The sequence below is a fragment of the Erwinia sp. E_sp_B01_1 genome (assembly GCF_036865545.1).
In the GTDB taxonomy this organism is placed as follows: domain Bacteria; phylum Pseudomonadota; class Gammaproteobacteria; order Enterobacterales; family Enterobacteriaceae; genus Erwinia.
This window is the reverse complement of sequence record NZ_CP142208.1, coordinates 2,820,605-2,844,594: the sequence shown is the minus strand read 5'-3', so window position 1 is coordinate 2,844,594 and position 23,990 is coordinate 2,820,605. Positions and strand designations below refer to the sequence as shown.

At 52.9% G+C, this 23,990-nt stretch carries 20 protein-coding genes; 14 read left to right on the top strand and 6 right to left on the bottom strand.

Annotated features, from left to right (window positions below; translation table 11 throughout):
* The first annotated feature begins 45 nt into the window (after positions 1-45).
* The 6 genes from VRC33_RS13405 (at position 46) to VRC33_RS13380 (ending at position 12,069) form a co-directional block, all read left to right on the top strand.
* Positions 46-975 (top strand): flagellin, encoded by a 930-nt coding sequence (locus VRC33_RS13405; protein WP_338556619.1) that lies wholly within the window; start codon positions 46-48, stop codon positions 973-975.
* Positions 976-1,191: 216 nt separating this feature from the next.
* Positions 1,192-2,124: a flagellin gene (locus VRC33_RS13400; protein ID WP_338556617.1), complete on the top strand. Its 933-nt coding sequence runs from the start codon at positions 1,192-1,194 to the stop codon at positions 2,122-2,124.
* A gap of 197 nt (positions 2,125-2,321) precedes the next feature.
* Positions 2,322-3,248, top strand: coding sequence for a flagellin (locus tag VRC33_RS13395; protein WP_338556615.1), 927 nt, complete (start codon positions 2,322-2,324; stop codon positions 3,246-3,248).
* Between the two features lie 143 nt (positions 3,249-3,391).
* Positions 3,392-7,096 carry a glycosyltransferase gene (locus tag VRC33_RS13390; protein ID WP_338567346.1) on the top strand — a complete coding sequence of 1,235 codons (3,705 nt, stop codon included), beginning with the start codon at positions 3,392-3,394 and terminating at the stop codon, positions 7,094-7,096.
* A gap of 208 nt (positions 7,097-7,304) precedes the next feature.
* The gene (locus tag VRC33_RS13385; RefSeq protein ID WP_338556611.1) at positions 7,305-8,498 is read left to right on the top strand and encodes a DegT/DnrJ/EryC1/StrS family aminotransferase; all 1,194 of its coding nucleotides are present in this window, start codon (positions 7,305-7,307) and stop codon (positions 8,496-8,498) included.
* Between the two features lie 73 nt (positions 8,499-8,571).
* Positions 8,572-12,069: a glycosyltransferase gene (locus tag VRC33_RS13380; RefSeq protein WP_338564445.1), complete on the top strand. Its 3,498-nt coding sequence runs from the start codon at positions 8,572-8,574 to the stop codon at positions 12,067-12,069.
* Between the two features lie 35 nt (positions 12,070-12,104).
* Here the strand turns inward: VRC33_RS13380 and VRC33_RS13375 are convergent, their stop codons facing one another.
* The 5 genes from VRC33_RS13375 to rfbD are packed head-to-tail and all read right to left on the bottom strand — an operon-like array spanning position 12,105 to position 16,137.
* The gene (locus VRC33_RS13375; protein ID WP_338556606.1) at positions 12,105-12,830 is read right to left on the bottom strand and encodes a class I SAM-dependent methyltransferase; all 726 of its coding nucleotides are present in this window, start codon (positions 12,828-12,830) and stop codon (positions 12,105-12,107) included.
* Positions 12,820-13,785 carry an ATP-grasp domain-containing protein gene (locus VRC33_RS13370; RefSeq protein ID WP_338556604.1) on the bottom strand — a complete coding sequence of 322 codons (966 nt, stop codon included), beginning with the start codon at positions 13,783-13,785 and terminating at the stop codon, positions 12,820-12,822. Before VRC33_RS13370 ends, VRC33_RS13375 begins: the two co-directional genes overlap by 11 nt.
* The gene (gene rfbC / locus VRC33_RS13365) at positions 13,782-14,330 is read right to left on the bottom strand and encodes a dTDP-4-dehydrorhamnose 3,5-epimerase (protein ID WP_338556602.1); all 549 of its coding nucleotides are present in this window, start codon (positions 14,328-14,330) and stop codon (positions 13,782-13,784) included. The genes VRC33_RS13370 and rfbC overlap by 4 nt, the downstream gene beginning before the upstream one ends.
* A 3-nt stretch (positions 14,331-14,333) precedes the next feature.
* A complete protein-coding gene (gene rfbA, locus VRC33_RS13360) occupies positions 14,334-15,212 on the bottom strand; it encodes a glucose-1-phosphate thymidylyltransferase RfbA (protein ID WP_338556600.1) in 879 nt (292 codons plus the stop codon).
* Positions 15,205-16,137, bottom strand: coding sequence for a dTDP-4-dehydrorhamnose reductase (rfbD, locus tag VRC33_RS13355; protein ID WP_338556598.1), 933 nt, complete (start codon positions 16,135-16,137; stop codon positions 15,205-15,207). The genes rfbA and rfbD overlap by 8 nt, the downstream gene beginning before the upstream one ends.
* Positions 16,138-16,404: 267 nt before the next feature.
* Here rfbD and VRC33_RS13350 point away from each other — a divergent pair, with 267 nt between their 5' ends.
* The 7 genes from VRC33_RS13350 to tcyN all read left to right on the top strand — a co-directional run bounded on the left by VRC33_RS13350 (position 16,405) and on the right by tcyN (position 22,224).
* Positions 16,405-17,373 carry an HNH endonuclease signature motif containing protein gene (locus tag VRC33_RS13350; protein ID WP_338556596.1) on the top strand — a complete coding sequence of 323 codons (969 nt, stop codon included), beginning with the start codon at positions 16,405-16,407 and terminating at the stop codon, positions 17,371-17,373.
* 144 nt (positions 17,374-17,517) lie between these two features.
* Entirely contained in the window at positions 17,518-18,240 is a 723-nt protein-coding gene (locus VRC33_RS13345; protein WP_338556594.1) for an RNA polymerase sigma factor FliA, read from the top strand.
* A gap of 43 nt (positions 18,241-18,283) precedes the next feature.
* Positions 18,284-18,787, top strand: a complete 504-nt coding sequence (fliZ, locus tag VRC33_RS13340; protein ID WP_338556593.1) for a flagella biosynthesis regulatory protein FliZ — start codon at positions 18,284-18,286, stop codon at positions 18,785-18,787.
* 90 nt (positions 18,788-18,877) lie between these two features.
* Complete coding sequence (locus VRC33_RS13335; RefSeq protein WP_338556591.1) at positions 18,878-19,864, top strand: D-cysteine desulfhydrase; 987 nt, start codon at positions 18,878-18,880, stop codon at positions 19,862-19,864.
* A gap of 86 nt (positions 19,865-19,950) precedes the next feature.
* Entirely contained in the window at positions 19,951-20,754 is an 804-nt protein-coding gene (gene tcyJ / locus VRC33_RS13330) for a cystine ABC transporter substrate-binding protein (RefSeq protein WP_338564298.1), read from the top strand.
* Positions 20,754-21,416 (top strand): cystine ABC transporter permease, encoded by a 663-nt coding sequence (tcyL, locus tag VRC33_RS13325; RefSeq protein ID WP_338556589.1) that lies wholly within the window; start codon positions 20,754-20,756, stop codon positions 21,414-21,416. The genes tcyJ and tcyL overlap by 1 nt, the downstream gene beginning before the upstream one ends.
* Before the next feature lie 55 nt (positions 21,417-21,471).
* Entirely contained in the window at positions 21,472-22,224 is a 753-nt protein-coding gene (tcyN, locus tag VRC33_RS13320) for an L-cystine ABC transporter ATP-binding protein TcyN (RefSeq protein ID WP_338556587.1), read from the top strand.
* Between the two features lie 381 nt (positions 22,225-22,605).
* On the opposite strand, the gene VRC33_RS13315 is transcribed toward tcyN, so the two are convergent.
* Positions 22,606-22,929 (bottom strand): hypothetical protein, encoded by a 324-nt coding sequence (locus tag VRC33_RS13315; RefSeq protein WP_338556585.1) that lies wholly within the window; start codon positions 22,927-22,929, stop codon positions 22,606-22,608.
* Between VRC33_RS13315 and VRC33_RS13310 the strand changes: the two genes are divergently transcribed.
* The gene (locus VRC33_RS13310; protein WP_338556583.1) at positions 22,915-23,988 is read left to right on the top strand and encodes an acyltransferase family protein; all 1,074 of its coding nucleotides are present in this window, start codon (positions 22,915-22,917) and stop codon (positions 23,986-23,988) included. The two genes, VRC33_RS13315 and VRC33_RS13310, sit on opposite strands and share 15 nt — an antisense overlap.
* Positions 23,989-23,990 lie beyond the last annotated feature (2 nt).

Genomic DNA, 23,990 nt, shown 5'->3' with positions numbered 1-23,990 from the left:
CCGCTGCCAAGAGCCTGAATGACAACTTTTTAAAGGATAATTATCATGGCAGTAATCAACAGTAACACCCTGTCTCTGACCACTCAGAACAACCTGAACAAATCTCAGTCTTCTCTGGGCACTGCGATTGAGCGTCTCTCTTCAGGTCTGCGTATCAACAGCGCAAAAGACGATGCAGCGGGCCAGGCGATTGCTAACCGCTTTACGTCTAACATCAACGGCCTGACCGTTGCTGCACGTAACGCCAACGACGGTATCTCTCTGGCACAGACCGCTGAAGGCGCGCTGTCCGAGATCAACAACAACTTACAGCGTGTACGTGACCTGACCGTTCAGGCGCAGAACAGCTCTAACTCAGCATCAGACATCGACTCCATCCAGTCTGAAGTTAACCAGCGTATGGCTGAAATCGACCGCGTGACCGCGCAGACCGACTTCAACGGCATCAAAGTGCTGGACACTGGCGCTACCAGCGACAAATCTTACAGCTTCCAGGTTGGCGCGAAAGATGGTGAGACCATTGATATCTCCATCGGTGCAAGCTCTGGCTGGAACATGTATCAGGCTTCAGCAACCACTGATGCCAGTAACTCAGGAACTTATGTCGCTTCCGGCGCAGACCTGAAAGATAACACCGGCGCATCCGGTACCCGTACCGTGGCTGCCGAAGGTTTTGACGTTCTGGCCGCTTCAGGCGGCACCAGCACCGGTCTGGCTACCGTGGATGCAGCGATCAAATCTGTGGATAACCAGCGCAGCCTGTTGGGTGCTTCTCAGAACCGTTTTGAGTCGACCATCACCAACCTGAACAACACCACCAACAACCTGTCCGCGGCCCGCAGCCGTATTCAGGATTCTGATTATGCAACGGAAGTGTCCAACATGTCCCGTGCGCAGATCCTGCAGCAGGCGGGTACATCTGTTCTGGCCCAGGCCAACCAGGTACCACAGGCTATGTTGTCTCTGCTGCGTTAATTTCGCACCAGCAGTCTTTAAGAGGAGCCGAAAGGCTCCTTTTTTATTTGATTACCCCCACAACCCTTCCGACGAATGAATTGCTGCTTTATCCGTCAGGCAATGATTTTTATCAATTATCTCTAAAGTTTTGTCAGTGAAGGGCGATAAATAGTGTGGCAGGGCAGTCCCGCTGCCAAGAGCCTGAATGACCACTTTTTTATAGGAATAACGACTATGGCAGTAATCAACAGTAACACCCTGTCTCTGACCACTCAGAACAACCTGAACAAGTCTCAGTCTTCTCTGGGCACCGCCATTGAGCGTCTCTCTTCAGGTCTGCGTATCAACAGCGCAAAAGACGATGCAGCGGGCCAGGCGATTGCTAACCGCTTTACGTCTAACATCAACGGCCTGACCGTTGCTGCACGTAACGCCAACGACGGTATCTCTCTGGCACAGACCGCTGAAGGCGCGCTGTCCGAGATCAACAACAACTTACAGCGTGTACGTGACCTGACCGTTCAGGCGCAGAACAGCTCTAACTCTGCCTCTGATATCGACTCCATCCAGTCTGAAGTTAACCAGCGTATGGAAGAGATCAACCGCGTAACTAAACAGACCGATTTCAACGGCATCAAAGTGCTGGATACCGGTTCTGATACCACTAAATCTTACAGCTTCCAGGTTGGCGCGAAAGATGGCGAGACCATTGACATCAACATGGGCTCAAGCGATGGCTGGAACCTGGCAGCAGCAGGCCAGACCGGCACCACGCTGAACAGCAAAGCAATGGCTTCAGGTACCGATCAGATCAACAGTGTTGACCGTACTGTAGCAGCTACTGGTTTCGACGTTATGCACGGTTCCGTATCAAGCGGCGGCACGGCTGGCAGCAATACTCCACTGGCTGATATTGATGCGGCGATCAAATCTGTAGATACTCAGCGCAGCCTGCTGGGTGCTTCTCAGAACCGTTTTGAGTCCACCATCACTAACCTGAACAACACCACCAACAACCTGTCCGCGGCCCGCAGCCGTATTCAGGATTCTGATTACGCAACGGAAGTGTCCAACATGTCCCGCGCGCAGATCCTGCAGCAGGCGGGTACTTCTGTACTGGCTCAGGCCAACCAGGTACCACAGGCAATGCTGTCTCTGCTGCGTTAATTTCGCATCATCAGCATTTAAGAGGAGCCGAAAGGCTCCTTTTTTTATACCTGCGTCAAAATGCCTGACTGTTTTTCCATCAAGTCCTGTTTTTGCTCAAATATTATTAAAGTTTCTGCCGGAGTGGGCGATAAATCAAGGGTAAGGCAGTCCCGCTGCCACATGACTGAACGACCACTTATACAGGAATCAAGATCATGGCCGTAATTAACTCCAACACCCTGTCTCTGACCACTCAGAACAACCTGAACAAATCTCAGTCTTCTCTGGGTACTGCGATCGAGCGTCTGTCATCTGGTCTGCGTATCAACAGCGCCAAAGACGATGCAGCGGGCCAGGCAATTGCCAACCGTTTTACTTCTAACATCAATGGCCTGACCGTTGCTGCACGTAACGCCAACGACGGTATCTCTCTGGCACAGACCGCTGAAGGCGCGCTGTCCGAGATCAACAACAACTTACAGCGCGTACGTGACCTGACCGTTCAGGCACAGAACAGCTCTAACTCAGCTTCTGACATCGACTCCATCCAGTCTGAAGTTAACCAGCGCCTGTCTGAAATTGACCGCGTGACCAAACAGACCGACTTTAACGGCATCAAAGTGCTGGATACCGGCTCTGATACTGGCAAATCTTACAGCTTCCAGGTCGGTTCTAAAGATGGCGAAACTATCGCTATCTCCATCAGCGCCAGCAAAGATTACAACCTGCACCAGGTTTCTGGCACAGCAGATGCTAATAACTCAGGAACCTATACCGCTGCTGCTGCACTGAGCGACAACACCGGCGCAACCGGTAACCGTTCTGTTGATGCAGAAGGCTTTGACGTTCTGGCTGCCAGCGATGCCACTTCTGGCCCACTGAAAACTATCGATGATGCAATCAAATCTGTAGACAGCCAGCGTAGCCTGCTGGGTGCGTCTCAGAACCGTTTTGAGTCCACCATCACCAACCTGAACAACACCACCAACAACCTGTCCGCGGCCCGCAGCCGTATTCAGGATTCTGATTACGCGACGGAAGTGTCCAACATGTCCCGCGCGCAGATCCTGCAGCAGGCGGGTACTTCTGTGCTGGCCCAGGCCAACCAGGTGCCACAGGCAATGCTGTCCCTGCTGCGTTAATCTTCGCACCAGTCAGCCAGACGGCCCTTTACGGGCCGTTTTTTTTGCATCATCGCCAGAGTAGTTCACTTTTCTTCCCGTTTATTCCCACTTTGAATTTCAGCCGCTGTACGAGAATACCTTCACAACTGTGGATGATGGCGATGAATAAAAGAGGGTGTCTGATGGGGCGGGTTTTAATAAGCGTGGATAAGCTGGAGAGCTTCGATAACGTCTGCATTAACGTGCTGGATATTATCGATCATTTTCTCAGTCTTGAGTGGCATGTCGACGTGGTGACCCAGCGTTACGGCGGAGTGTTAACGCCGTCTCTCGACCAGAGGAGCCGCTCGCCGCGCTTTAGGCTCAGCCAGGACGCCGGTTGCCCCCTTCAGGAGACTTACGATCTGACGCTGATCTTCCAGTGTTATCTCCATGCCAGCCTGATAAGCGCGCTTAAAACAGGCAAATTCTCCAGCCAGATCCTTTTCCGCCACCGCGCTAACAGCGTCGATCTCAATCTGCCACTGGATGCGGTGCTGGAAAACAGACTTGCCTGGCGAGTGTTGTCACTGGCAAAAAGCATGGACAGCCTGCTAAAAATCAAAGGCATCGATGAAACGAAATTATTCTCTCAGCCTGATTTAGTCCCGGATGCTTTTTTAAAAGCACAGCCACGGCCTGATGCACCGGCCACCGTGCTCTACATGGCCGACCAGTTCAGCGCGGAAATGAGCGGCCTGCAGCAGCAACTGTCGGCAAGAGAGATTCGTTTAGTCTGGCTCGATACCAGCAGTCAGTTACAGCCGCTGGATGAGAAACTTTTTAATCAGGTGAGCCTGGTGGTGGGCGACGAACATATCGTTAGTAAAGCACTTAGCTGTGGTCTGCCTGTTTTCCTTGCCACTCAGGGCAGGGTGGAAGGGTATGTGCTGGAGCATAATCTCACTGCGCTTGAAGAGGTTCACTTCTCAGCCCTGAATGCCAAAAACCGTCCCGATGCGGAAGAGTGGGCGGAGATGATCGTTGAGGGCTATCTGGAGGCCCGCGACTGGACGGCCAGCCAGCAGGAGGCTTTTGCCTGTCGTTGGGGACAGCGTACCCTCTTCGCGAATCTGTTAGACGATCTGCCTGCCCCCGCTCCGATTGTGATCAATGAAAAGGAGTATCAGGCACTGTCGTTACACCGCCGGGTGATGGACAGCGGGTCAGATGAAGATTACTCCACCCAAAAATGGCTGGAGGATCGTCAGCCCTCGGCAACCCGCATCTCCGTTCTGCACAGCTTCATCGGCTCCTTACCGCATACTGGCAACATTGCCCTGACCATTGTGGATAACGAAGGTTACAGTGACGCAGTACAGCGTACGCTTGACAGCCTGGCTTCGCAGCATCTGATGCCGGCATCCGTCACCGTTCTCTCTTCTGAAAATGCCAAATCAGAGAGCAATATTGACTGGCGTATCTTTAACGATAACTGGGTCGATTCCTTTAACCAGCTGGTGACCGATTCTGAGGCACACAGCATGCTGGTCGTTACGGCAGGCACGCTGTTGCAGCCGCAGGCACTGCTGCTGTTCGCCGAATATCAGATGCGTAACGATCAGGCGCTGATGTGGTATTGCGACGAGATGAGCGTCAGCACCGAAGGCCACCACAGCCTGGTGCTCAAACCTGATAATAATATCGATCTGCTACGCAGCATGCCTTATATCGGCAGCAGCCTGCTGTTTAATCTGGAGGCTGCCCGGCTGATGCAGGGGCTGGACAGGCAATTTACCCGGCTGCCATTGGTGGATTTAGCCTGGCGAGTGATTGAAAGTGCCGGGCCACAGGCGTTGGGGCATATTCCTGAAGTGCTGGTGACGGCAGCAATGCCGCTGAGAGCCTGGCTGGAAGCGCCGGAAATCGTTGCCGATGCTACGCTTGCCACGCAACAGCACCTGCAAAGATTTAATATTTCCGCCACGCTGGAGGCGGGAGCGACGCCTGCGGTTCAGCGCGTGCGCTATACGCTGCAAAGCCAGCCCCGCGTATCGATCATTATTCCCACTCGCGATCATCTGCCCCTGCTGAGGCGCTGTATTGAAAGCCTGATGGAGAAAACCCGCTACCCGGATTACGAGCTGCTGATTGTGGACAACCAGTCACAGGAGAAGGAGGCGTGTGACTTCCTCGACCAGCTGGCTGCCCTGAATCTGCCCCAGTTGAAAGTGCTGCGCTGGCCGCATCCTTTTAACTTTTCAGCCATCAATAACTTTGCCGCCGCTGAGGCAACAGGCGAGGTTCTGCTGTTTCTCAATAATGATATTGAGGTTACTGAAGAGAACTGGCTGGAGGCGCTGGTTGAACATATCCAGCGTCCGGAGATCGGCATTGTCAGCGGTCGCCTGGAATATGCCGACGGGCGCGTTCAGCATGGTGGTCTGGTGGTCGGGGTGCAGGATGGCGTAGGCAGAGCTTTTGAAGGGTGCGGGCCAAAAGATCCCGGATACCTTTACTACCTTCAGGCTGCCCATAACGTCACGGCAGTCAGTGGTGCCTGCCTGATGATTGGCAAAGCGTTATTTAATGAGATTAACGGCTTTTCTGAACAGGACTTCCCGGTCTGGTTTGGCGATGTGGATTTGGCGCTGCGGGTTAAACAACTGGGGTATCTGACCGTCTGGACACCTTATTGCCGCCTGAAACATATGGGGGGAGCAACCCGATTACTGACCGAAAAATTTGGCACGCCAGCGCATCCTGAACCGCAGGTGTTTGATACCCTGCGCAAAAAATGGGGTGGCAGCCTGGTGGAAGATATCAGCTACCATCCGGCCATGAACCGTCAGGGCAAACTCTTTTCTCTTTCAGAGAATATGGGGCGCTATCAGCCGCCGCTACCGGGTCGTCCTTTGCCGGTGATGTTAGCCGGGCATGTAAACTGGTACGGTTGCGGTAACCACCGCGTAATCCAGCCCTTCAAAGCGCTGGAAGAGAACCTGGCGATCGATGGCAGCCTGACTCTGGGTATTCCAGGGGTGATGGAAATGGCGCGCTTGCAGCCCGATACCATTTTGCTCGAACTCGCCACAGGCACGGGTTTTCCACGGCTGATTGAACAGTATCGCCAGGTCTCCAAAGCGAAGATTATCGTGGAATATGACGATTATCTGCCTAACGTTCCGCTGAAGAACGGCAATAAGCATAATTTCCCTCAGCACATTATCAAGCGACTGCGCCGGGTGGTGGAGGCGGCTGACTGGGTGGTGTTATCCACCTATCCGCTGGCCGAGGCCTATCACGGCTTCCACCCTGATATCCGCGTGGCGCAAAACCGGCTGGCAGTCAGCCAGTGGGGCCACCTGCAAAGCGAGCGGCGGGTCGGCAAAAAGCCGCGTGTTGGCTGGGCTGGAGGTAACAGCCACGCCGGAGATTTGGATATCCTGCGGCCGATCATCAAAGCGCTGGAAGACCGGGTTGAGTGGGTCTTTATGGGGATGAAACCGGAAGGCGTGAAATGTGAATTCCACGCCAGCGTACCCTTTGATTACTATCCGGAAAAACTGGCCAGCCTGAATCTGGATCTGGCATTAGTGCCTCTGGAGCACAATCACTTTAACGAGTGTAAAAGTAACCTGCGTTTACTGGAGATAGGGGCCTGCGGCGTCCCTATTATTGCCACGGACATTGTTTCTTATCGCTGTGGCCTGCCGGTGACGCTGGTTCCTAACCGCTTTAAAGACTGGATGAACGCCATCAATAACCATCTGGGTGAATGGGAGGCTTTGTCACGTCAGGGCGATGAGCTGCGGACGGCTATCCATCAGGACTGGTTCCTGCGCGATCATGGACTGGATGAGTGGCGCAAAGCCTGGTTGCCTTAATACTACGCGGGGGCTATGCCCCCGTTTTATCCGGTAAGCTACTCAATCGAACGGCCTTAATACCCGCATTAATATCAGTTATTCCCCCGATTCAAAAAAATTATTCACAGTAATCTGTTTATCAAATGGCGCAAAAATTCTGACGTCAACGATGGGCTGCCGGCTATATGACCCACCGTTCCTGTAACTGGCTTCTGTGAGATCTATAATGACTACCTACGTCACTCAGCCCTGGCTTCCCGATCGTGAACGTCTTAATCAGTACATTGACGGTATCTATTCACGCAAGCTGCTCACTAATAACGGCCCGCTGGTTCAGACGTTTACCGAACGACTGAAAGCATTTCTGGGCGTTGAGCATTTACTGCTGGTTTCAAACGGAACGCTGGCCTTACAGATTGCCTATCGCGCCCTGGGTATTCAGCAGACCGTCAACGGCAAACCCGCCGAAGCGATTACCACCCCGTTCAGTTTTGTTGCAACAGCCAGTACGCTGAACTGGGAAGGGATTAAGCCGGTGTTCTGCGATATCGATTCGCTGAACTGGTGTCTGGATGCTGAGCGTCTGGGCGCATTAGTGACCCCACAAACCCGGGCGATCGTTCCCGTCCATGTGTTCGGCAACAGCTGTGACGTGGAAAAAATTGACCAGTTTGCCCGGCAGCATCACCTTAAAGTGATCTACGATGGCGCGCATGCCTTTAACGTGAAATATCAGGACAAAAGCTTACTGAACTGGGGAGATGCCACCACGCTGAGCTTCCATGCCACCAAGATTTTTCATTCCATCGAGGGTGGGGCCATTATCTTCCGTAATGAAGAGGATTTGCTTAAGGCTCGAGAGTTAATCAACTTTGGTATTACCGGACCCGAGCAAATCGCCGGCCCAGGGATCAATGCCAAAATGAACGAATTCAGTGCCGCGATGGGTCTGGCGATGCTGGATGAAATCGAACAAAATTTCACCGCGCGTCAAGCCGCCTGGCAATGCTACCAGTCCGCATTACTGCCTCAGGTTCAGCAGCAGCAAAAACACCCAGCCGCCACAGCAAACTTCGCCTATCTGCCCGTGTTATTAAACAGTGAAACGCAGCTGCTGGAGTTAGTGGAGCGTCTGAAAAATATTGATGTGGTAGCCCGGCGATACTTCTATCCCAGCCTGGACAGCGTGGCTTATTTGAGTGATGGCGGAGTCTGTAATGTTTCGCGGGATATTGCCAGCCGGATCCTGTGCTTACCCATTTACCCGGGTCTTGAGAAAGAGATCATCGCGCAGATCGGTGCCCAGGTGAACGCGGTTTGTGGAAAATCGGCAATCCCCGCCCTATTGCATGCCTTAAATCCTGCCAGTGTCGAAGAGCAGAAACCGGCAGAAACACTGATTTTTAAACATTCTGCCTGAGGGCAATATCAGCGCGCCACGTCTGGCCACGCAGGTGCCGTGCTGGTTTTAACAATTCCAGGATAATTGCACAATGAAACATCACCCTCTGGTCAGTATTCTGATCCCTGCTTATAAAGAGAGTTTTTTCCGTGAAGCGCTGAACTGCGCCATTTCTCAGGATTATCCTGCCCTGGAGATCATCATTGGTGATGACAGTGACGGGGAGGTGATTCGCAACGAAGTGGACGCTGTGAAAGCAGGCAGCAATATTCCGATTTTTTATGAAAAAAACCAACCTGCTTTAGCTGAAAGGGGCAATTTACTCTCCTGTCTTCAGCGTGCGAGCGGCGAATACGTTAAATTTTTTTATGATGATGACCTGATGCTGCCGGGCTGCGTGAGTGCGCTGGTGGAGGCTATTGAACAACCAGGTGTCTCCCTGGCTACCTCCCGCAGACAACGTATAAATCATATTGGTGATATTGTTGCAGACATTCCGGCGACCACGGCACCGGTAACGGAAGACACCATTATGCACGGCCAGGATGTGGTGAGCTTCGTTAGTGATTCCAGCCTTAATTTTATCGGCGAACCGAGCACCGTATTATGCCGTCGCCAGGATTTAATGGCGCTGCTGCAACAACCAGACGGGTTGTTTTTACTCAACGGCTATGACATGTCGTACTTTATCGATATGGCGCTGTATGTAAAATTATTGCAGCGCGGCCATCTTGCCTATTTGATTCACCCCTGGTCCAGTTTTCGCCTTTCTGCACAACAAACCAGTCAGAATGCGGGTTACCTCCCGCAGTTGGCTGTTGAAACCTATAAAAACTTTCCCCTGGCGTTGAAAGAGTTGGGGTGGTACGTCCCACCTCATCCGGAACTCAGCGCTGTGATCCGCGTGATGCCCATGAGGGCGCCAGATCAATGGCAAAAAATCAATCTGCTCGTGGGATTTGAACTGGGCAAAAAAGCGAATGTGGTAAGGGACTGGCTGCGTCCACGCCTGTTGTCACCTCTTCAGGCAACGCTGGTCGGGCAGCGGCTGGCATCGCGTGAACAGCCACTAACCATAGGTGTTTGTATCAGAGGCAATAATCCGCTGCTGCTGCAGGATACCCTGACCAGCCTGAGCCTTTTCGCTCACGATAAATTTCGCCTTATTCCGGTGATAATTCAGGAAGTGGATGGCTGGAAGCGGCATGTTACTGAACTCAACGAAGCCGTTAAGCAGACGCAGGCTGACTGGTTTATCAGCGTGCAGGCCGGGGATAAATTCCTGCTTTCAGGGCTGATTATCCTGGCTAACCGTCTGTCCGACACCGACGGCCTGGCGCTCTACTGCGACGAGATTATTTGTGAGCAAGGCTTTGCCCACCAGACGGCGTTTCGCCCTGATTTCAGTCTCGACTATTTCCTGAGTCTGCCTGCTGCGCTTTCGCGCCACTGGCTGATAAAAAAAGAGGCGCTGATGGCGCTGGGTGGTTACCGTGCTGAAGTGGCACCGGGCCATGAATTTGAGCTGGCCGTTCGCCTGGTTGAAGGGGCTGGAATCGCGGCCATAAGACACATTCATGAGCCGCTGATTAATGCGATTATGGCCCCCCAGTCCTGTGCACAGCATCAACAGATCCTCGAAGAGCATCTTCAACGGCGTGGTTACGCTGACGGCAAGGTGGTGTCGCAGGGTGAGGGTAAATATCGTCTCTGGTACGGCCATCAGGAGCAGCCGCTGGTGTCGATTATTATCCCGACCAAAGATCAGATAGCCCTGCTGGTGGCCTGTGTCACCAGTCTGATGGAGAAAACCCATTACCAGAATTATGAAATTCTCATTGTGGATAACAACAGTGAAACGCCTGAAGCGAAAACCTGGCTGAAGGGCATTGAAGAGATGCAGTCGGATCGTCTGCGGGTATTACGTTATCCCTGGCCCTTCAATTATTCAGCCATCAATAACCATGCGGCAGAGTTCGCGAAGGGTGACTATCTGGTGTTATTGAATAATGACACGGCAATTATAGATGGTCACTGGCTGGATGCCTTACTGAACCATGGGTTGCGTCCGGAAGTGGGCGTGACGGGAGCGAGACTGCTCTACCCGGATGGCAAAATACAACATGCAGGCGTGGTACTGGGGTTAAGGGGACCAGCGGAACACCCATTTAACGAAATGGCACCCGAAAAATCAGGCTATATGCAGCGTCTTCAGGTGGATCAAAACTATTCTGTCGTCTCCGCAGCCTGCCTGCTGGTGCGTAAATCTGTCTGGCTTGAAGCGGGTGGTCTGGATGAGACGCAGTTTCAGGTCTCCTACAATGACGTCGATTTTTGTCTTAAAGTGCGTGAACTTGGTTACCTTACCGTCTGGACGCCACACTCTCTGGTGATGCATGAAGGCAGCGTGAGCCAGAAAAGCCTCGATGTGGCAAAGAAAGCACAAAAGCTGGAGCGGTTCAGGTCCGAGCAGGATAATTTTTATCGTAAGTGGTTGCCGGTAACTACGCAGGACCCGGCCTATAATGCAAACCTGGCGCTGAATGGAAAAGGATTTGAACTGAATACAGACAGTCTTATGACCTGGCAGCCGCTGGACTGGCGTCCGCTACCGGTAGTGGCGGGATGGCACTGCACGCAAAGTGAACGGGCTTATCAGCGTATTATTGCGCCCCTGAATGCCATGAAGGCAGCCGGGCTGGTGGAAGGCATGTCAGTTGAATACGTCATGTACCTGACTGAAGTAGCGAAATATCAGCCTGAAAGCCTGGTCATTCAGCGACAGCTTTCACCCGATTTTCAACACTGGCTTGAACGCCTGGGGAAAGTTACCTCAATTTTCAAAGTGTTGGAGCTGGATGAAAACCTTGCCCGATTGCCGCTGAGCAGCCCGGAACGCAATGTGTTTCCCGGCGATATTGGCAAACTGCTACGGGATACTCTGCGTCGGGTTGATCGTGTTGTTGTCACCACAGAGGCCCTGGCTGAGGCGCTTCGTCCTCAACACAGCGATATCGTGGTAATGAGTTCGCTGTTAACACCTGACTGGCAGAATTTATCCTCGCGCCGGGGGATGAGTAAAAAGGCCCGTATTGGCATCAACAGTTTTGGCCTGCGTAACACCGATATGGCCCTGATTACCGAACTGATCCGCGAGTTTGCAGAGAGTGTGGAATGGGTCCTTATCGGTCCATGCGCTGAGCGGATCAAACCCTGGCTTTTTCAACACCTGCCGGAGATTGAAACAAGCTGGTACCCGGCAAAGCTGGCCTTGCTGAATCTCGATCTGGCGCTGGCTCCTCTGGAAGGTGCGGCCTTTAATATCGGCAAAGGGACACTGCGCCTGATGGAGTATGGCGCCTGTGCAGTTCCGGTTATTTGCAGCGATGTTGAGGGATACAGAGGAGAGTTAAGGGTGACGCGGGTGAATAACCGCATCAGCTGCTGGCGGGAAGCGATAATGCAACACCTCAGCGATCCCGAAGCCAGCGGTGTTCTGGGGCAACGCCTGCAACAGCAGGTTCGCCAGAGCGGGATCATGAATGTGGACGCTGTAAAGGTCTGGTCAAAAGCCTGGCTGGCGGGGTGATATAACAGAGGGGAAGTTCACTTCCCCTTAACATTTTACTTCTGAAGTTCACCAATACACATCAACCGTTCACTTTGATCCAGCAGCGCCTGGCGTGAAAGATCAAAGTACGCTTTCAGAATCGCAGGGTGACCCAGACCTTTACGGATCAGGAAATCTTCATGTCGTTTCTTGCCTTTTCCTACTGGAATAATGGTCACTTTCTGGCAAACCGTTTTCATCAGTGCAGTGATTTCTTCACATTCAAAAAAGCGAATGTTAAACAGCGTATCGGTGGCGCTTTTACTGTCGAAATAGCGTTTAAATTCTTTGTTATGACCGTTGTGGACGGTGACAATCATCCGGTCACGGGTAACGCGAGCCTGCTCAACCGCCAGTTTTTTGATGTTCTCATCATCAAACAGCACCCAGAAACCATTGTGATAGCTCATATCAAAATGGTTATCGGCGAAGTCAAGGTTGAAGGCGTCTTTTTGCGAGAAACGCTCAGCCAGCTGAGGATAATACTTTTTCGCCAGTGACACCGCTTCCTGAGAAAAGTCCATACCGTGCCCCTCAACATTCCCCTTGTTCAGGCGGGCAATATCGCGAAAGCTGCCTGCCGCAATCTCCAGGATACGTCTCTCTTGTTTTTTCCTTATGGCATCAATGTAATAAGCGTGGCGCAAGTCGTGTTGATAATGTTCGAAAATGCCTGTCCATTTGCTGTCCCAGTCGGCCTGGGTGACAAGTTTTTCCTGATCCGGGTGACTACTGTTCATGGTGTCCTCGATACTGCTCTTCTGCCACATAGTGCCGGGTAAAGATCCCCGGTTTGCAGTTGAAAGCAGGCTGTATTTCCTGATGAATAAAATTGTTCAGATGATTAATGACCATGTCGTATCCCGCCATCTGTGAAAATTCCACGCCTGCCGAGAAACGGGGATTAATATCCATAAGATAAAATCCGTCATCAGTGCCTAAAAATTCCAGGTTGATACATCCCTGAATGCCCAGTTGGTCAGCTATTTCAAGGGCAGTCTTTATTAATGCCGGGTTTTCAATAATTTGGATGGTCAGCCCTGCGCCATTTGCCGTACGGAGCAGCTCCTGACGGGCAACGGCCACGGCCTGGCCTTTGGCAGTACGCACCACATCAACCACGAATACCGGGCCGCTAAGCAGGGGTTGAATAATAAATTGCTCAGCTGGAATTTTCTGTTTCAACCAGGCAATATCCGCAGCGGTATCCAGACGATAAATACCCTCACTGCTGCGGCCATTTCGCGGCTTAGCGATCAATGGCAATCGCAGCGTGCCGGGTACAAAGTCATGCAGAAGCACGGTGGGAATCAGTCTGAGTCCCGCTTTACACCGCAGTAATTCAAACCAGCTGAGTTTGTCCCGACAAAGATTCAGGGCGGCGTTAGGCGATAAAGCGAGTTGTGACCCTGGGTTGATAAGGTGACGAAACTGCGCAAGCACATCCACTTCGGGATCGGTCAGCGGCAAAATAAAATCAATACTGTGTTCTGCGCAAAGCCTGTTGATAAAGTTGATGTAGGGTGTGGAGTCACTACATTTGGGAGCCTGAAAGAAACGATCAACGAGTCGGGCATTATATACCCATTCCTGCGGGTAAATATCGCATCCGACAAGGGTATGACCGTCGCCCTTCAGTGAGCCAATCACGGCAGTGGCGGAGAGTGACCCGATGGCGGTAATCAGAATATTCATGCGGCCTTGCCTGCCATTAACTCCCCAGCCACTAAATCCTTAGCCGACAAAATCAGTTCACTTTCAGCCACAGGCCAGGCGATATTCAGCGTCCTGTCATTGAAGATAATGGCTCTTTCGCTCTGCGGCGCATAATAGTTGGTGGTCTTATATAAAAACTCTGCCGTATCGCTTAACACCAGAAAACCATGGGCGAAGCCTTCAGGTATCCACATCTGGCGGTTATTTGCAGCAGAGAGATGAACCCCCACCCACTGACCGAAACTGGCCGATTCTTCACGAATATCCACCGCCACATCAAAGACTTCACCGGCAGTACAGCGAACCAGTTTCCCCTGAGCATGCGGAGCCAACTGATAATGCAGCCCACGCAGTACGCCTTTGCTGGATTTTGAATGGTTATCCTGCACAAAGTCGACCTTGCGGCCCAGTGCCTCTTCGATCATTTTTTTGCTGAAGCTTTCATAAAAGAAGCCGCGTTCATCACGGAACACACGCGGTTCAAAGATCACCACTTCAGGCAGGGAGGTCTGAATAATGTTCATCGATCAGTAGCCTTTCACAATCTTCAACAGATACTGGCCATAAGGATTTTTCGCCAGCGGGGCAGCCAGTTTTTTAACCTGTTCTGCATCAATAAAACCCTGACGATAAGCAATCTCTTCCGGGCAGGAGACTTTAAGTCCCTGACGCTCTTCGATGGTCTGAATGAAGTTACTGGCTTCAATCAGGCTGGCGTGCGTGCCGGTATCCAGCCAGGCATAGCCACGGCCCATAATCTCTACGGAGAGCTCGCCGCTATCCATATAGAGCCGGTTGATATCGGTAATTTCTAATTCACCCCGCACCGAAGGCTTCAGGCTTTTGGCTTTGCTGACCACGGTGTTGTCGTAGAAGTAGAGCCCTGTCACGGCATAATCGCTTCTGGGCTTCAGAGGTTTTTCTTCCAGAGAGACGGCGATACCTTCCTGATTAAACTCCACCACGCCATACCGTTCCGGATCGTTCACATGGTAGGCAAATACGGTAGCGCCGGAGGTCTGACTGACGGCTGCTTCCAGTTGCTTTGGCAGGTCATGGCCATAATAGATGTTGTCACCCAGCACCAGCGCACAGGGGTCCCGACCAATAAAGTCTTCGCCAATGATAAAGGCCTGCGCCAGTCCATCGGGGCTCGGCTGTACTTTGTACTGTAAATTCAGCCCCCACTGGCTGCCATCACCCAGCAGTTGCTCAAAGCGACAGGTATCCTGAGGCGTGCTGATAATCAGAATGTCCCGGATGCCCGCCAGCATCAGGGTGCCAATCGGGTAATAGATCATCGGTTTATCGTAAACGGGTAGCAGTTGTTTACTCACCGCCATGGTCACCGGATAGAGACGGGTTCCGGACCCGCCAGCAAGAATAATGCCTTTACGTTTACTCATTTTTTCCACTCTTATTATCAGCAACATCCGCAGTCGGCCAGCGATCCTGCGGGGTGGTGATTTCACTCAGCATCCGTTTCACGCCCACCTGCCACTCGGGCAGCGTTAAGCCAAAAGTTTGCTGAAAATGACGGTTATTCAGGCGCGAGTTCAGCGGGCGCTGAGCAGGCGTAGGGTACTGGCTGGTCGGGACCGGATCCGGTTGCTTCAGCGTCAGGGCAATGCCAGCGTGACGGGCCTCGGTAAACAACATGCAGGCGTAGTCATACCAGCTGGTCACGCCTGAGGCCGTAAGGTGATATAAACCCGCAACTTCAGGAGAATTAAGCGCCCTGAGCAGGGCATGTGCCGTGCAGTCCGCCAGCAAATCTGCCCCTGTCGGAGCACCATACTGATCGTTGATCACTGAGAGCTGACTGCGGCTGGTAGCCAGACGAAGCATGGTTCTGGCAAAGTTATTCCCCCGGCTGGCGTAAACCCAGCTGGTGCGGAAAATCAGGTGCTTTGCGCAATGTCTTTGCACCGCCAGTTCACCGGCGAGTTTGCTGTGCCCGTAAACATTCAGCGGGGCAGGGGTATTCTCTTCCGTCCACGGACGATCGCCGCTGCCGGGAAAGACATAGTCCGTTGAGTAGTGCACCAGCCATGCGCCAGAAAGCTGCGCTTCTTTAGCTATCGCTTCAACCGTAAGCTCATTGAGCAGAAAGGCTTGTTGCGGCTCGCTCTCTGCGCGATCGACGGCGGTATAAGCAGCGGCATTGATGATCGCATCCGGGCGCAACTCGCGCAGGATCTGCACCACGCCAGCGGGGTCGGTAAAATCAGCCTCCGCTGAAGAGAAGGCGGTGAGCGTGCCCAGCGGGGCCAGCGCCCGTTGTAATTCCCAGCCAAGCTGGCCATTTTTGCCGAACAGCACAATTTTCACCGGAGGTTCTCTCTGTTTGCAGAGTGGGTCGTGGTGGCATTTCAACCGCAGGGGCGTCACCAGCACGAAGCTTTCTCACAGTGTACGGCGCCAGCGATCGGGCCGATCCGCCAAACAGAAGGGCATTTATGCCTTAATTAATCGCCATTCCTCTTATCTTCCTTACAGAATCCTTACGCATTGCCGATAACTAAGATCATTTACACCGCCTTGCTTTATCCATGCTGACAACGCATGACAGCAAGCCACGACTTTATGGAGTGTTCTATGCGCTTCAATGCTGACTTGTTACCGGGAGCGTTGCTGAGTTTTGAGGAGATCGCCCAGCGCTATGCGCTGAAATTTCCGGAAGAGAAAGAGCTGACGGCGCGCGCATTGTTAAGCCCGTCCACCAGCTATCGCAATCTGGTGATCCGGGCGGTTTTTGCCAATGACGAAACCAACAGCCCGCTGGAAGATCTGCTGTTTATCTCCAACGATAATGAACGCAAAAACTATCTGCGCAGGCTGGAGGCTTATCTTAAGTCGCAGCAGCCTTTCTACTATTTCCGCCGGACTGCACAGGCAAAGCTGGAAAATCGCTGGAAAGTGATGGGGGAGAGTCGCGTCTACGCCATGCTCGATCCTGCGGGGGCAGCGGCACAGGCCCTGATTAACAGCCGGGGCTATAAGCTCTCGCTGATGCGTCAGGAAGGCGGAGACGACTACTGGCAACTTTATGACCCGCAGGCGCATCCCTGTTTTACCCTGTCACGGCGTATTCAGTTTATCGCGGTGCTGAGCAGCCCGTTGCTGACTGTGCCCGCCGGAGTTATCGCCGGTGCTCAGGTGGGCAGGCAGGTTAAAGCCAGAGTGTGGCAGCGGGCCAGCCAGGCGGAGTTTGCCGCTGCGGTCAAAGCCCGTTATGGCGCCTGCCTGGTCACCGGCACCCGTCTGCTGGAGAGCAGCCAGTTCCCCTGGGTGGAAGCCTGTCATATTGCAACCCAGGAAAATGAAGAGGGCCTGTTACTGGATAACAGCGCCGATAACGGTTTATTTCTGCGCAGCGATCTTCAGCGTCTTTTCAGCAGCAGATTACTGTCGATTAATGCCGATAACGGTAAGGTCACTTTCCGTGCCGGGCAGCAGGGCGGCCTGGTCTTAAGTGAGCATTATCAGGAGATTGACGGTAAAGTCTGCGCCCTCTGGCAGCAGGTTCCGCTGGCGACACGCGAAAAACTTAAGCAATTAAGCTAATCCTTCTCAACGCGGCACCCCAGGTGCCGCTTTTTTGCTCAAAAATGAAATAACCCGTCTTTATTACCGCTATTCCCCCAATCAATCTCCCCTACAGAAACGGATAATCATGCCGATAACTTAACTAACAGCAGGGTAGCCAGAGTGAACGATCTCTATACCGCCAATGGGGTGATGGACAAAAACTCGCTGTGGCAGCGATACGTACCGCTGGTACGCCACGAAGCGTTGAAGCTACAGGTTCGCCTGCCAGCCAGCGTGGAACTGGATGATTTGCTGCAGGCAGGAGGCATTGGGCTGTTGAATGCCGTGGAGCGCTATGACGCACTCCAGGGAACAGCTTTTACCACTTATGCCGTACAGCGCATTCGTGGAGCAATGCTGGATGAATTGCGCAGCCGGGACTGGGCGCCTCGCAGCGTGCGACGTAACGCACGCGAGGTGGCTGGTGCGATGCACAAAGTAGAACAGTCATTAGGTCGTTCGGCCACCGAACAGGAAGTGGCTGCCACGCTGGATGTGTCATTAGAAGAGTACCGGCAGATCCTGCTGGATACCAACAACAGTCAACTGTTCTCTTACGATGAGTTTCGTGAAGAGCACGGCGACAGCGCGGAGCTGGTGACGGAAGGGCATGAAGAAGCCAACCCGCTTCACCAGTTGATGGAAGGGAATCTGCGCGAACGTGTCATCGAAGCGATCGAAGCCTTGCCCGATCGCGAAAAGATGGTGCTGACGCTTTACTACCAGGAAGAACTGAATCTGAAAGAGATTGGCGCAGTGCTGGAAGTGGGTGAATCCCGCGTAAGCCAACTGCACAGTCAGGCGATCAAACGCCTGCGCGCCCGGTTAACGGGAGCGCGCTGACGGAGTCAGTTATGCACTCTCAACATCAACCGGGGACTCTCAGATGGGATCCAAAACAAAAATGAGGCCTTTAAGCCGCTATTTGAAAGATTACAAACACAGCCAGAGTAACTGTTCACATTGTGGGAAAGTGCTGGATCGTATGGCACTGGTGTTTCGTGGTCAGATAATAAATAAAGAGGCCATAGCCCGGATGGATCAGTTAATCGACGATCAGGTCTGGGTAAAACTTCAGAATGAACTGACCGCTTTGTGCCGCTTTTGCAGCGATATTTTCTGCAACACTCATCCGAATTATTTCGACATCATGGCGTTCAAACAGTATCTGTTCGAACAGACCGAGATGAGCCACAGCACCATTCGTGAATACGTCGTTCGCCTTCGCCGCCTTGACGATATGCTTTCGGCGCGTAATTTTCCTGCTGAAAATCTCCGTGGCAACAGCTGGCACCAGTGTCTGGAAAATGACCTGCCGGATGCAGGAAACAACAACTACCGCATTGCTTTGCGCAAATATGACCAGTTTTTAGGCTGGCAGCGCACTTAGGGTGACATCAATACGCTCTTTTACGTTACCTTTTTGCTATCTTCTGTAAGACTGTAAGGATAACTGTTAGCGCTTTCTCCGGAGGCTACATTGTCCTTACATCTTTTACCTTCCTTTCCTAAACTTGAGCTGCTGGGTGCGCCCACGCCGCTTGAGCATCTGCCACGCCTCTCAGATTATCTGGGCCGTGACATCTTTATTAAACGTGATGACTTCACCCCGGTTGCGCTCGGCGGCAATAAGCTGAGAAAACTGGAGTTCCTTGCCGCTGATGCACTGCGTCAGGGCGCCGACGTGCTGCTGACCGCCGGGGCTATCCAGTCCAACCATGTGCGGCAGACCGCAGCCGTGGCGGCTAAGCTCGGCCTGAAATGCGTCGCTCTGCTGGAAAACCCCCTGGGTACCACCTCTCCTAACTACCTGCATAACGGTAACCGTCTGCTGCTTGAGCTGATGGATACCGAAGCGATCATGGTTGAAGCCCTGCACGATCCGCTGGCACAGCTCGAAGAGCAGGCTACCCGTCTCGAAGCCCAGGGTTTCCGTCCTTATGTTGTACCGGTTGGCGGATCTAACGCGCTTGGCGCGCTGGGCTACGTGGAATGTGCACAGGAGATGGCGCACCAGATCGAAGGCGTGGTGGATTTTGCCGCCGTGGTGGTCGCCTCTGGCAGTGCCGGAACCCATGCAGGGCTGGCGGTTGGGCTGGAGGTGCTGATGCCGGATACCGAGCTGGTAGGCGTTACCGTTTCCCGCAGGGCGGCGGATCAGCGTCCTAAAGTGGTGGCCATTCAGCAACAGCTTGCCGCCTCGCTTGAGTTGACGGCCACGGCCCCGATTACGCTCTGGGATGAGTACTTCGCCCCGCAATACGGTGAGCCGAATGAAGAAGGGATGGAGGCGATCAAGCTGCTGGCCCGTCTTGAGGGGATCTTCCTCGACCCGGTCTATACTGGCAAAGCGATGGCCGGACTGATTGACGGGATCGCGCAAAAACGTTTTCGCCGTGAAGGTCCAATCGCCTTTGTTCATACGGGCGGATCGCCGGCGTTATTTGCTTATCACCCATCGGTATAACGCACAGGCTGAGGGTGGCTGGTATAAACAGCGCCACTCGAATATATTTCAGCACGGAACTAATAACTTATAAGGGCGTGTTTATGATGAATTTCTCTCTGGTCCGTCGTCGTCTGGTTGCGGGGGCGATCTCACTGGCGTTGGTTGCCGGTTTCTCCATGAATGCCCTGGCCGCTGAAGAGAATCTTCTCAGCAAAGTCAAAGAGCGTGGCTCACTGCTGGTGGGGCTGGAAGGAACCTATCCTCCGTTCAGTTTTCAGGATGAAAACGGCAAGCTGGCCGGTTTTGAAGTCGACTTTGCCGAAGCGCTGGCACAGCACCTGGGCGTAAAGGCCAGCCTCAAACCGACCAAATGGGACGGGATGCTGGCCTCGCTGGACTCTAAACGCATCGATGTGGTGATCAATCAGGTGACCATCTCCGACGAGCGTAAGAAAAAATATGATTTTTCCACGCCTTACACCATTTCCGGTATTCAGGCGCTGACCAAAAAAGAGAACGCGGCCAGCATTACCAAACCTGAGGACCTCAGCGGTAAAAAAGTCGGCGTTGGCCTTGGCTCCAACTACGAGCAGTGGCTGCGTGAAAACGTCAAGGGTGTGGATATCCGTACCTATGATGATGACCCGACTAAATATCAGGATCTGCGCGTGGGTCGTATCAATGCCATCCTGGTGGATCGCCTGGCAGCGCTGGATTTGGTGAAGAAAACCGGCAACACGCTGGCGGCCGCTGGTCCTGCCTTCTCCCGTCAGGAGTCTGGCGTGGCGCTGCGTAAAGGCAATACACAGTTGCTGGATGCGATCGATAAAGCCATTGCGGAGATGCAGAAGGACGGCACTATGGCTAAGCTTTCTGAAAAATGGTTCGGCGCGGACGTAACTAAATAATGCAGGAAAGTATTCAACTGGTGCTGGATTCAGCACCTTTTTTATTGAAAGGCGCGGTCTTCACCTTACAGCTCAGTATCGGGGGCATGTTCTTTGGCCTGCTGCTGGGCTTTATCCTGGCGATGATGCGGCTTTCCCACTTCTGGCCGGTTGCCTGGCTCTCCCGCTTCTATGTGTCGGTCTTTCGCGGCACGCCGCTGATCGCCCAGCTCTTCATGATTTATTATGGCCTGCCACAGTTCGGTATAGAGCTTGACCCCATTCCTTCAGCAATGATCGGTTTGTCACTTAACACCGCCGCTTATGCTTCGGAATCGCTGCGCGGTGCGATTGCGGCGATTGAGCGCGGACAGTGGGAAGCCGCCGCCAGTATCGGCATGACGCGCTGGCAGACCATGCGCAGGGTGGTTTTACCGCAGGCGGCCCGCACGGCACTGCCTCCTCTGGGTAACAGCTTTATCAGCCTTGTAAAAGATACCTCGCTGGCCGCCACCATTCAGGTGCCGGAGTTGTTCCGTCAGGCGCAGCTGATCACCTCACGGACGCTGGAAGTGTTTACCATGTATCTGGCAGCCTCGCTGATCTACTGGGTGATGGCAACGCTGTTGTCCATTCTGCAAAGCAAGCTGGAAGCCCATGTTAACCGCCAGGATCGGGAGTGAACATGCGTGCGGCTTCAGCCATCTGTCAGCGGATGAAACATTACGGGGAGGGCAAATGAGCGCTATCGAAGTCAGTAAGCTGGTAAAAAAATTCAACGGGCAGACGGTGCTGCACGGCATCGATCTGGAGGTGAAACCGGGTGAGGTTGTGGCGATTATCGGCCCCAGCGGCTCCGGGAAAACCACATTACTGCGCAGCATCAATCTGCTTGAAGTGCCGGACAGCGGCACTATTCAGGTCGGTCACATCAAAATAGATGCTTCACTGGGCATGAACAGGCAGAAAGAGCAGGTGCGGCAACTGCGTCAGCAGGTGGGATTTGTCTTTCAGAGCTTCAACCTCTTTCCCCACCGGTCAGTGATGGAAAACATCATTGAAGGACCGACCATCGTGAAACGCGAGCCTGTGGCAGAAGCAACTGCCCGTGCCCGCGAGCTGCTGGAGAAGGTGGGCCTGCAGGGCAAGGAGAAGAGTTACCCACGCAAACTGTCCGGTGGGCAGCAGCAGCGGGTAGCCATTGCCCGTGCGCTGGCGATGCGCCCTGAAGTGATCCTCTTTGATGAACCGACTTCAGCGCTGGATCCTGAGCTGGTGGGAGAGGTGCTGAACACCATTCGCGCGCTGGCAGAAGAGAGACGCACGCTGGTGATTGTCACCCATGAGATGAGCTTTGCCCGCGATGTGGCCGACAGGGCGATATTTATGGATCAGGGACGTATCGTAGAACAGGGCGATGCTAAAGCGCTCTTTACCAATCCTCAACACCCCCGCACCCGCCAGTTTCTGGAAAAATTCCTTACCCAGTAGCGCCTGCTCGCCGGTAATACCGGCGAGTTTTCCTCAGCACCATATTCCATTAAATAACGCTAAGGATAATCTTAATTATCCAGGGCGCGCTGCGGAAATACTGCCTGATAATCCCCCCTGCGCGATAAATTCCTCTGAGAGTACCCGGACTTAAAGGGCCAATTAGGAGTAACCTCATGGTCTTTTATTGGACTTAAGTAAATAATCCGTTAAGTTTTTTAGTAATTAAGTTTTATAAGTTTCTCTCTTGTGTGAAACTGGAAGTACAGGAGATAAATACATTGAAGCGTAATTTGAGTTTCGGGGGGATATATTGCGTGATTATTACAATAATTGACTCTTCCTTACGTTAATTTATTTTAAATGATATTTTTTAAAGATTTAGACGCTGGCGCTTCCGGTGGTAGTCGTCAGTAGCTTTACTGTCATGCCGTTGCTGGCCGGGCCACTGCCTGTCAGGGTTTCTGGCGGATCGCTTTTCCTCAATCCATAACGGATAGTGAAAAAGCGAACTGAGCCAGACCGAAACAGCAGCCACTGACAGTCTCCACGCGGGGCCGATAATATCGGCCCTGAGTGTTTATGAACCACTGAAACATCTGTACCAGAGAATAATAAAATAACACCCAGCACCAGGAAAAGTTGCTGCCACGCTTGTATAAATATGACGATAACAGCTGGAGTAATATAATGAATAATACTCACAAGAAAGATATCGCCTGGGTTAACAGCCTCAAAGGCGGTTGTATATTGTTAGTGGTTTTATATCACGTTGTACTGCCAGGTTATGCTGAAATGGTGACGCATCTGACCGCCGGATTTTTACCGGCAAAATTATGGGTTGCTTTTAATAATTATCTCTCCCCGCTCCGAATGCCCGCCTTTTTCTTTGTCTCCGGCCTGCTGGCGGCCAATGCTATTATCAATCGCCCCTGGAAACAGGTTTTCACCAGCCGCGTCACCAATCTGTTCTACCTCTACTTCCTGTGGGGACTGATACAGTGGCTGATGATCAACGGCGTCTCTGGCGAAATCATGGGCGATCATCTCTCGGATAACGTCAACGCGGCCTGGGCCTCCACCCCGTGGGAGTTCCTTAAGCTGATGCTTCTGGCGATGAGCTCCTCCTGGTATTTGTACGCGCTGGGTCTGTTCTTCCTGTTTGCCAAGCTGTTCCGGCGGCAGAAAGTGCTGATGATGCTGGTGGCGGCGGCGCTGAACTATGCGGCTATCGTTAAAGCTATCCCCGGCTGGGGGCCGGAAAGCCTGTCGCAGTACTTTATCTTCTTCCTGTTTGGGGCATTTTACAGCCGCACCATGATGCGCTGGAGTGAGTGGCACCAGAGTAACCTCCTGCCCTGGACCACCATCACCGCACTGGCGGCAGTCCATGCGCTGATCGGCCTGCCGAAAAGCATCTTCCTGTGCGTGATGGCTATCCTGTTCTGTATCGCCGCCTGTCGCCTGCTCAACCATTTCTTCAGCATGAGCTGGTTAAACTGGATCGGAAAAAATACGCTGCAAATCTATGTCCTGCACCGTATCTTCATTGAGTTCTTTGGCATGTCAGCGATCCTGTATGCCGTCAATCATCATCTGTTCGCCAGCAAAGCATTCTCTATGGCGTGGGCCGTGGGCTTCCCGATTGCGATGGTGGTGCTGTGCGCCGGTTGCTCGGTGGGGATCTGGACGCTGCTGAACCGGGGAATTGGCAAAAATCTGTTTATCTACCCAAAACTGCTGCGGATGAAGCTGAATCTGTAGTC

Excerpts from the sequence above, each read along its gene's own strand:
- tcyN (WP_338556587.1), top strand. The coding sequence starts at position 21,472 with ATGAGCGCTATCGAAGTCAGTAAGCTGGTAAAAAAATTCAACGGGCAG.
- VRC33_RS13370 (WP_338556604.1), bottom strand. The coding sequence starts at position 13,785 with ATGAATATTCTGATTACCGCCATCGGGTCACTCTCCGCCACTGCCGTG.
- rfbC (WP_338556602.1), bottom strand. The coding sequence starts at position 14,330 with ATGAACATTATTCAGACCTCCCTGCCTGAAGTGGTGATCTTTGAACCG.
- VRC33_RS13310 (WP_338556583.1), top strand. The coding sequence starts at position 22,915 with ATGAATAATACTCACAAGAAAGATATCGCCTGGGTTAACAGCCTCAAA.
- rfbA (WP_338556600.1), bottom strand. The coding sequence starts at position 15,212 with ATGAGTAAACGTAAAGGCATTATTCTTGCTGGCGGGTCCGGAACCCGT.
- VRC33_RS13395 (WP_338556615.1), top strand. The coding sequence starts at position 2,322 with ATGGCCGTAATTAACTCCAACACCCTGTCTCTGACCACTCAGAACAAC.
- VRC33_RS13405 (WP_338556619.1), top strand. The coding sequence starts at position 46 with ATGGCAGTAATCAACAGTAACACCCTGTCTCTGACCACTCAGAACAAC.
- VRC33_RS13380 (WP_338564445.1), top strand. The coding sequence starts at position 8,572 with ATGAAACATCACCCTCTGGTCAGTATTCTGATCCCTGCTTATAAAGAG.
- VRC33_RS13375 (WP_338556606.1), bottom strand. The coding sequence starts at position 12,830 with ATGAACAGTAGTCACCCGGATCAGGAAAAACTTGTCACCCAGGCCGAC.
- VRC33_RS13385 (WP_338556611.1), top strand. The coding sequence starts at position 7,305 with ATGACTACCTACGTCACTCAGCCCTGGCTTCCCGATCGTGAACGTCTT.
- tcyJ (WP_338564298.1), top strand. The coding sequence starts at position 19,951 with ATGAATTTCTCTCTGGTCCGTCGTCGTCTGGTTGCGGGGGCGATCTCA.
- VRC33_RS13350 (WP_338556596.1), top strand. The coding sequence starts at position 16,405 with ATGCGCTTCAATGCTGACTTGTTACCGGGAGCGTTGCTGAGTTTTGAG.
- VRC33_RS13390 (WP_338567346.1), top strand. The coding sequence starts at position 3,392 with ATGAATAAAAGAGGGTGTCTGATGGGGCGGGTTTTAATAAGCGTGGAT.
- fliZ (WP_338556593.1), top strand. The coding sequence starts at position 18,284 with ATGGGATCCAAAACAAAAATGAGGCCTTTAAGCCGCTATTTGAAAGAT.
- tcyL (WP_338556589.1), top strand. The coding sequence starts at position 20,754 with ATGCAGGAAAGTATTCAACTGGTGCTGGATTCAGCACCTTTTTTATTG.
- VRC33_RS13400 (WP_338556617.1), top strand. The coding sequence starts at position 1,192 with ATGGCAGTAATCAACAGTAACACCCTGTCTCTGACCACTCAGAACAAC.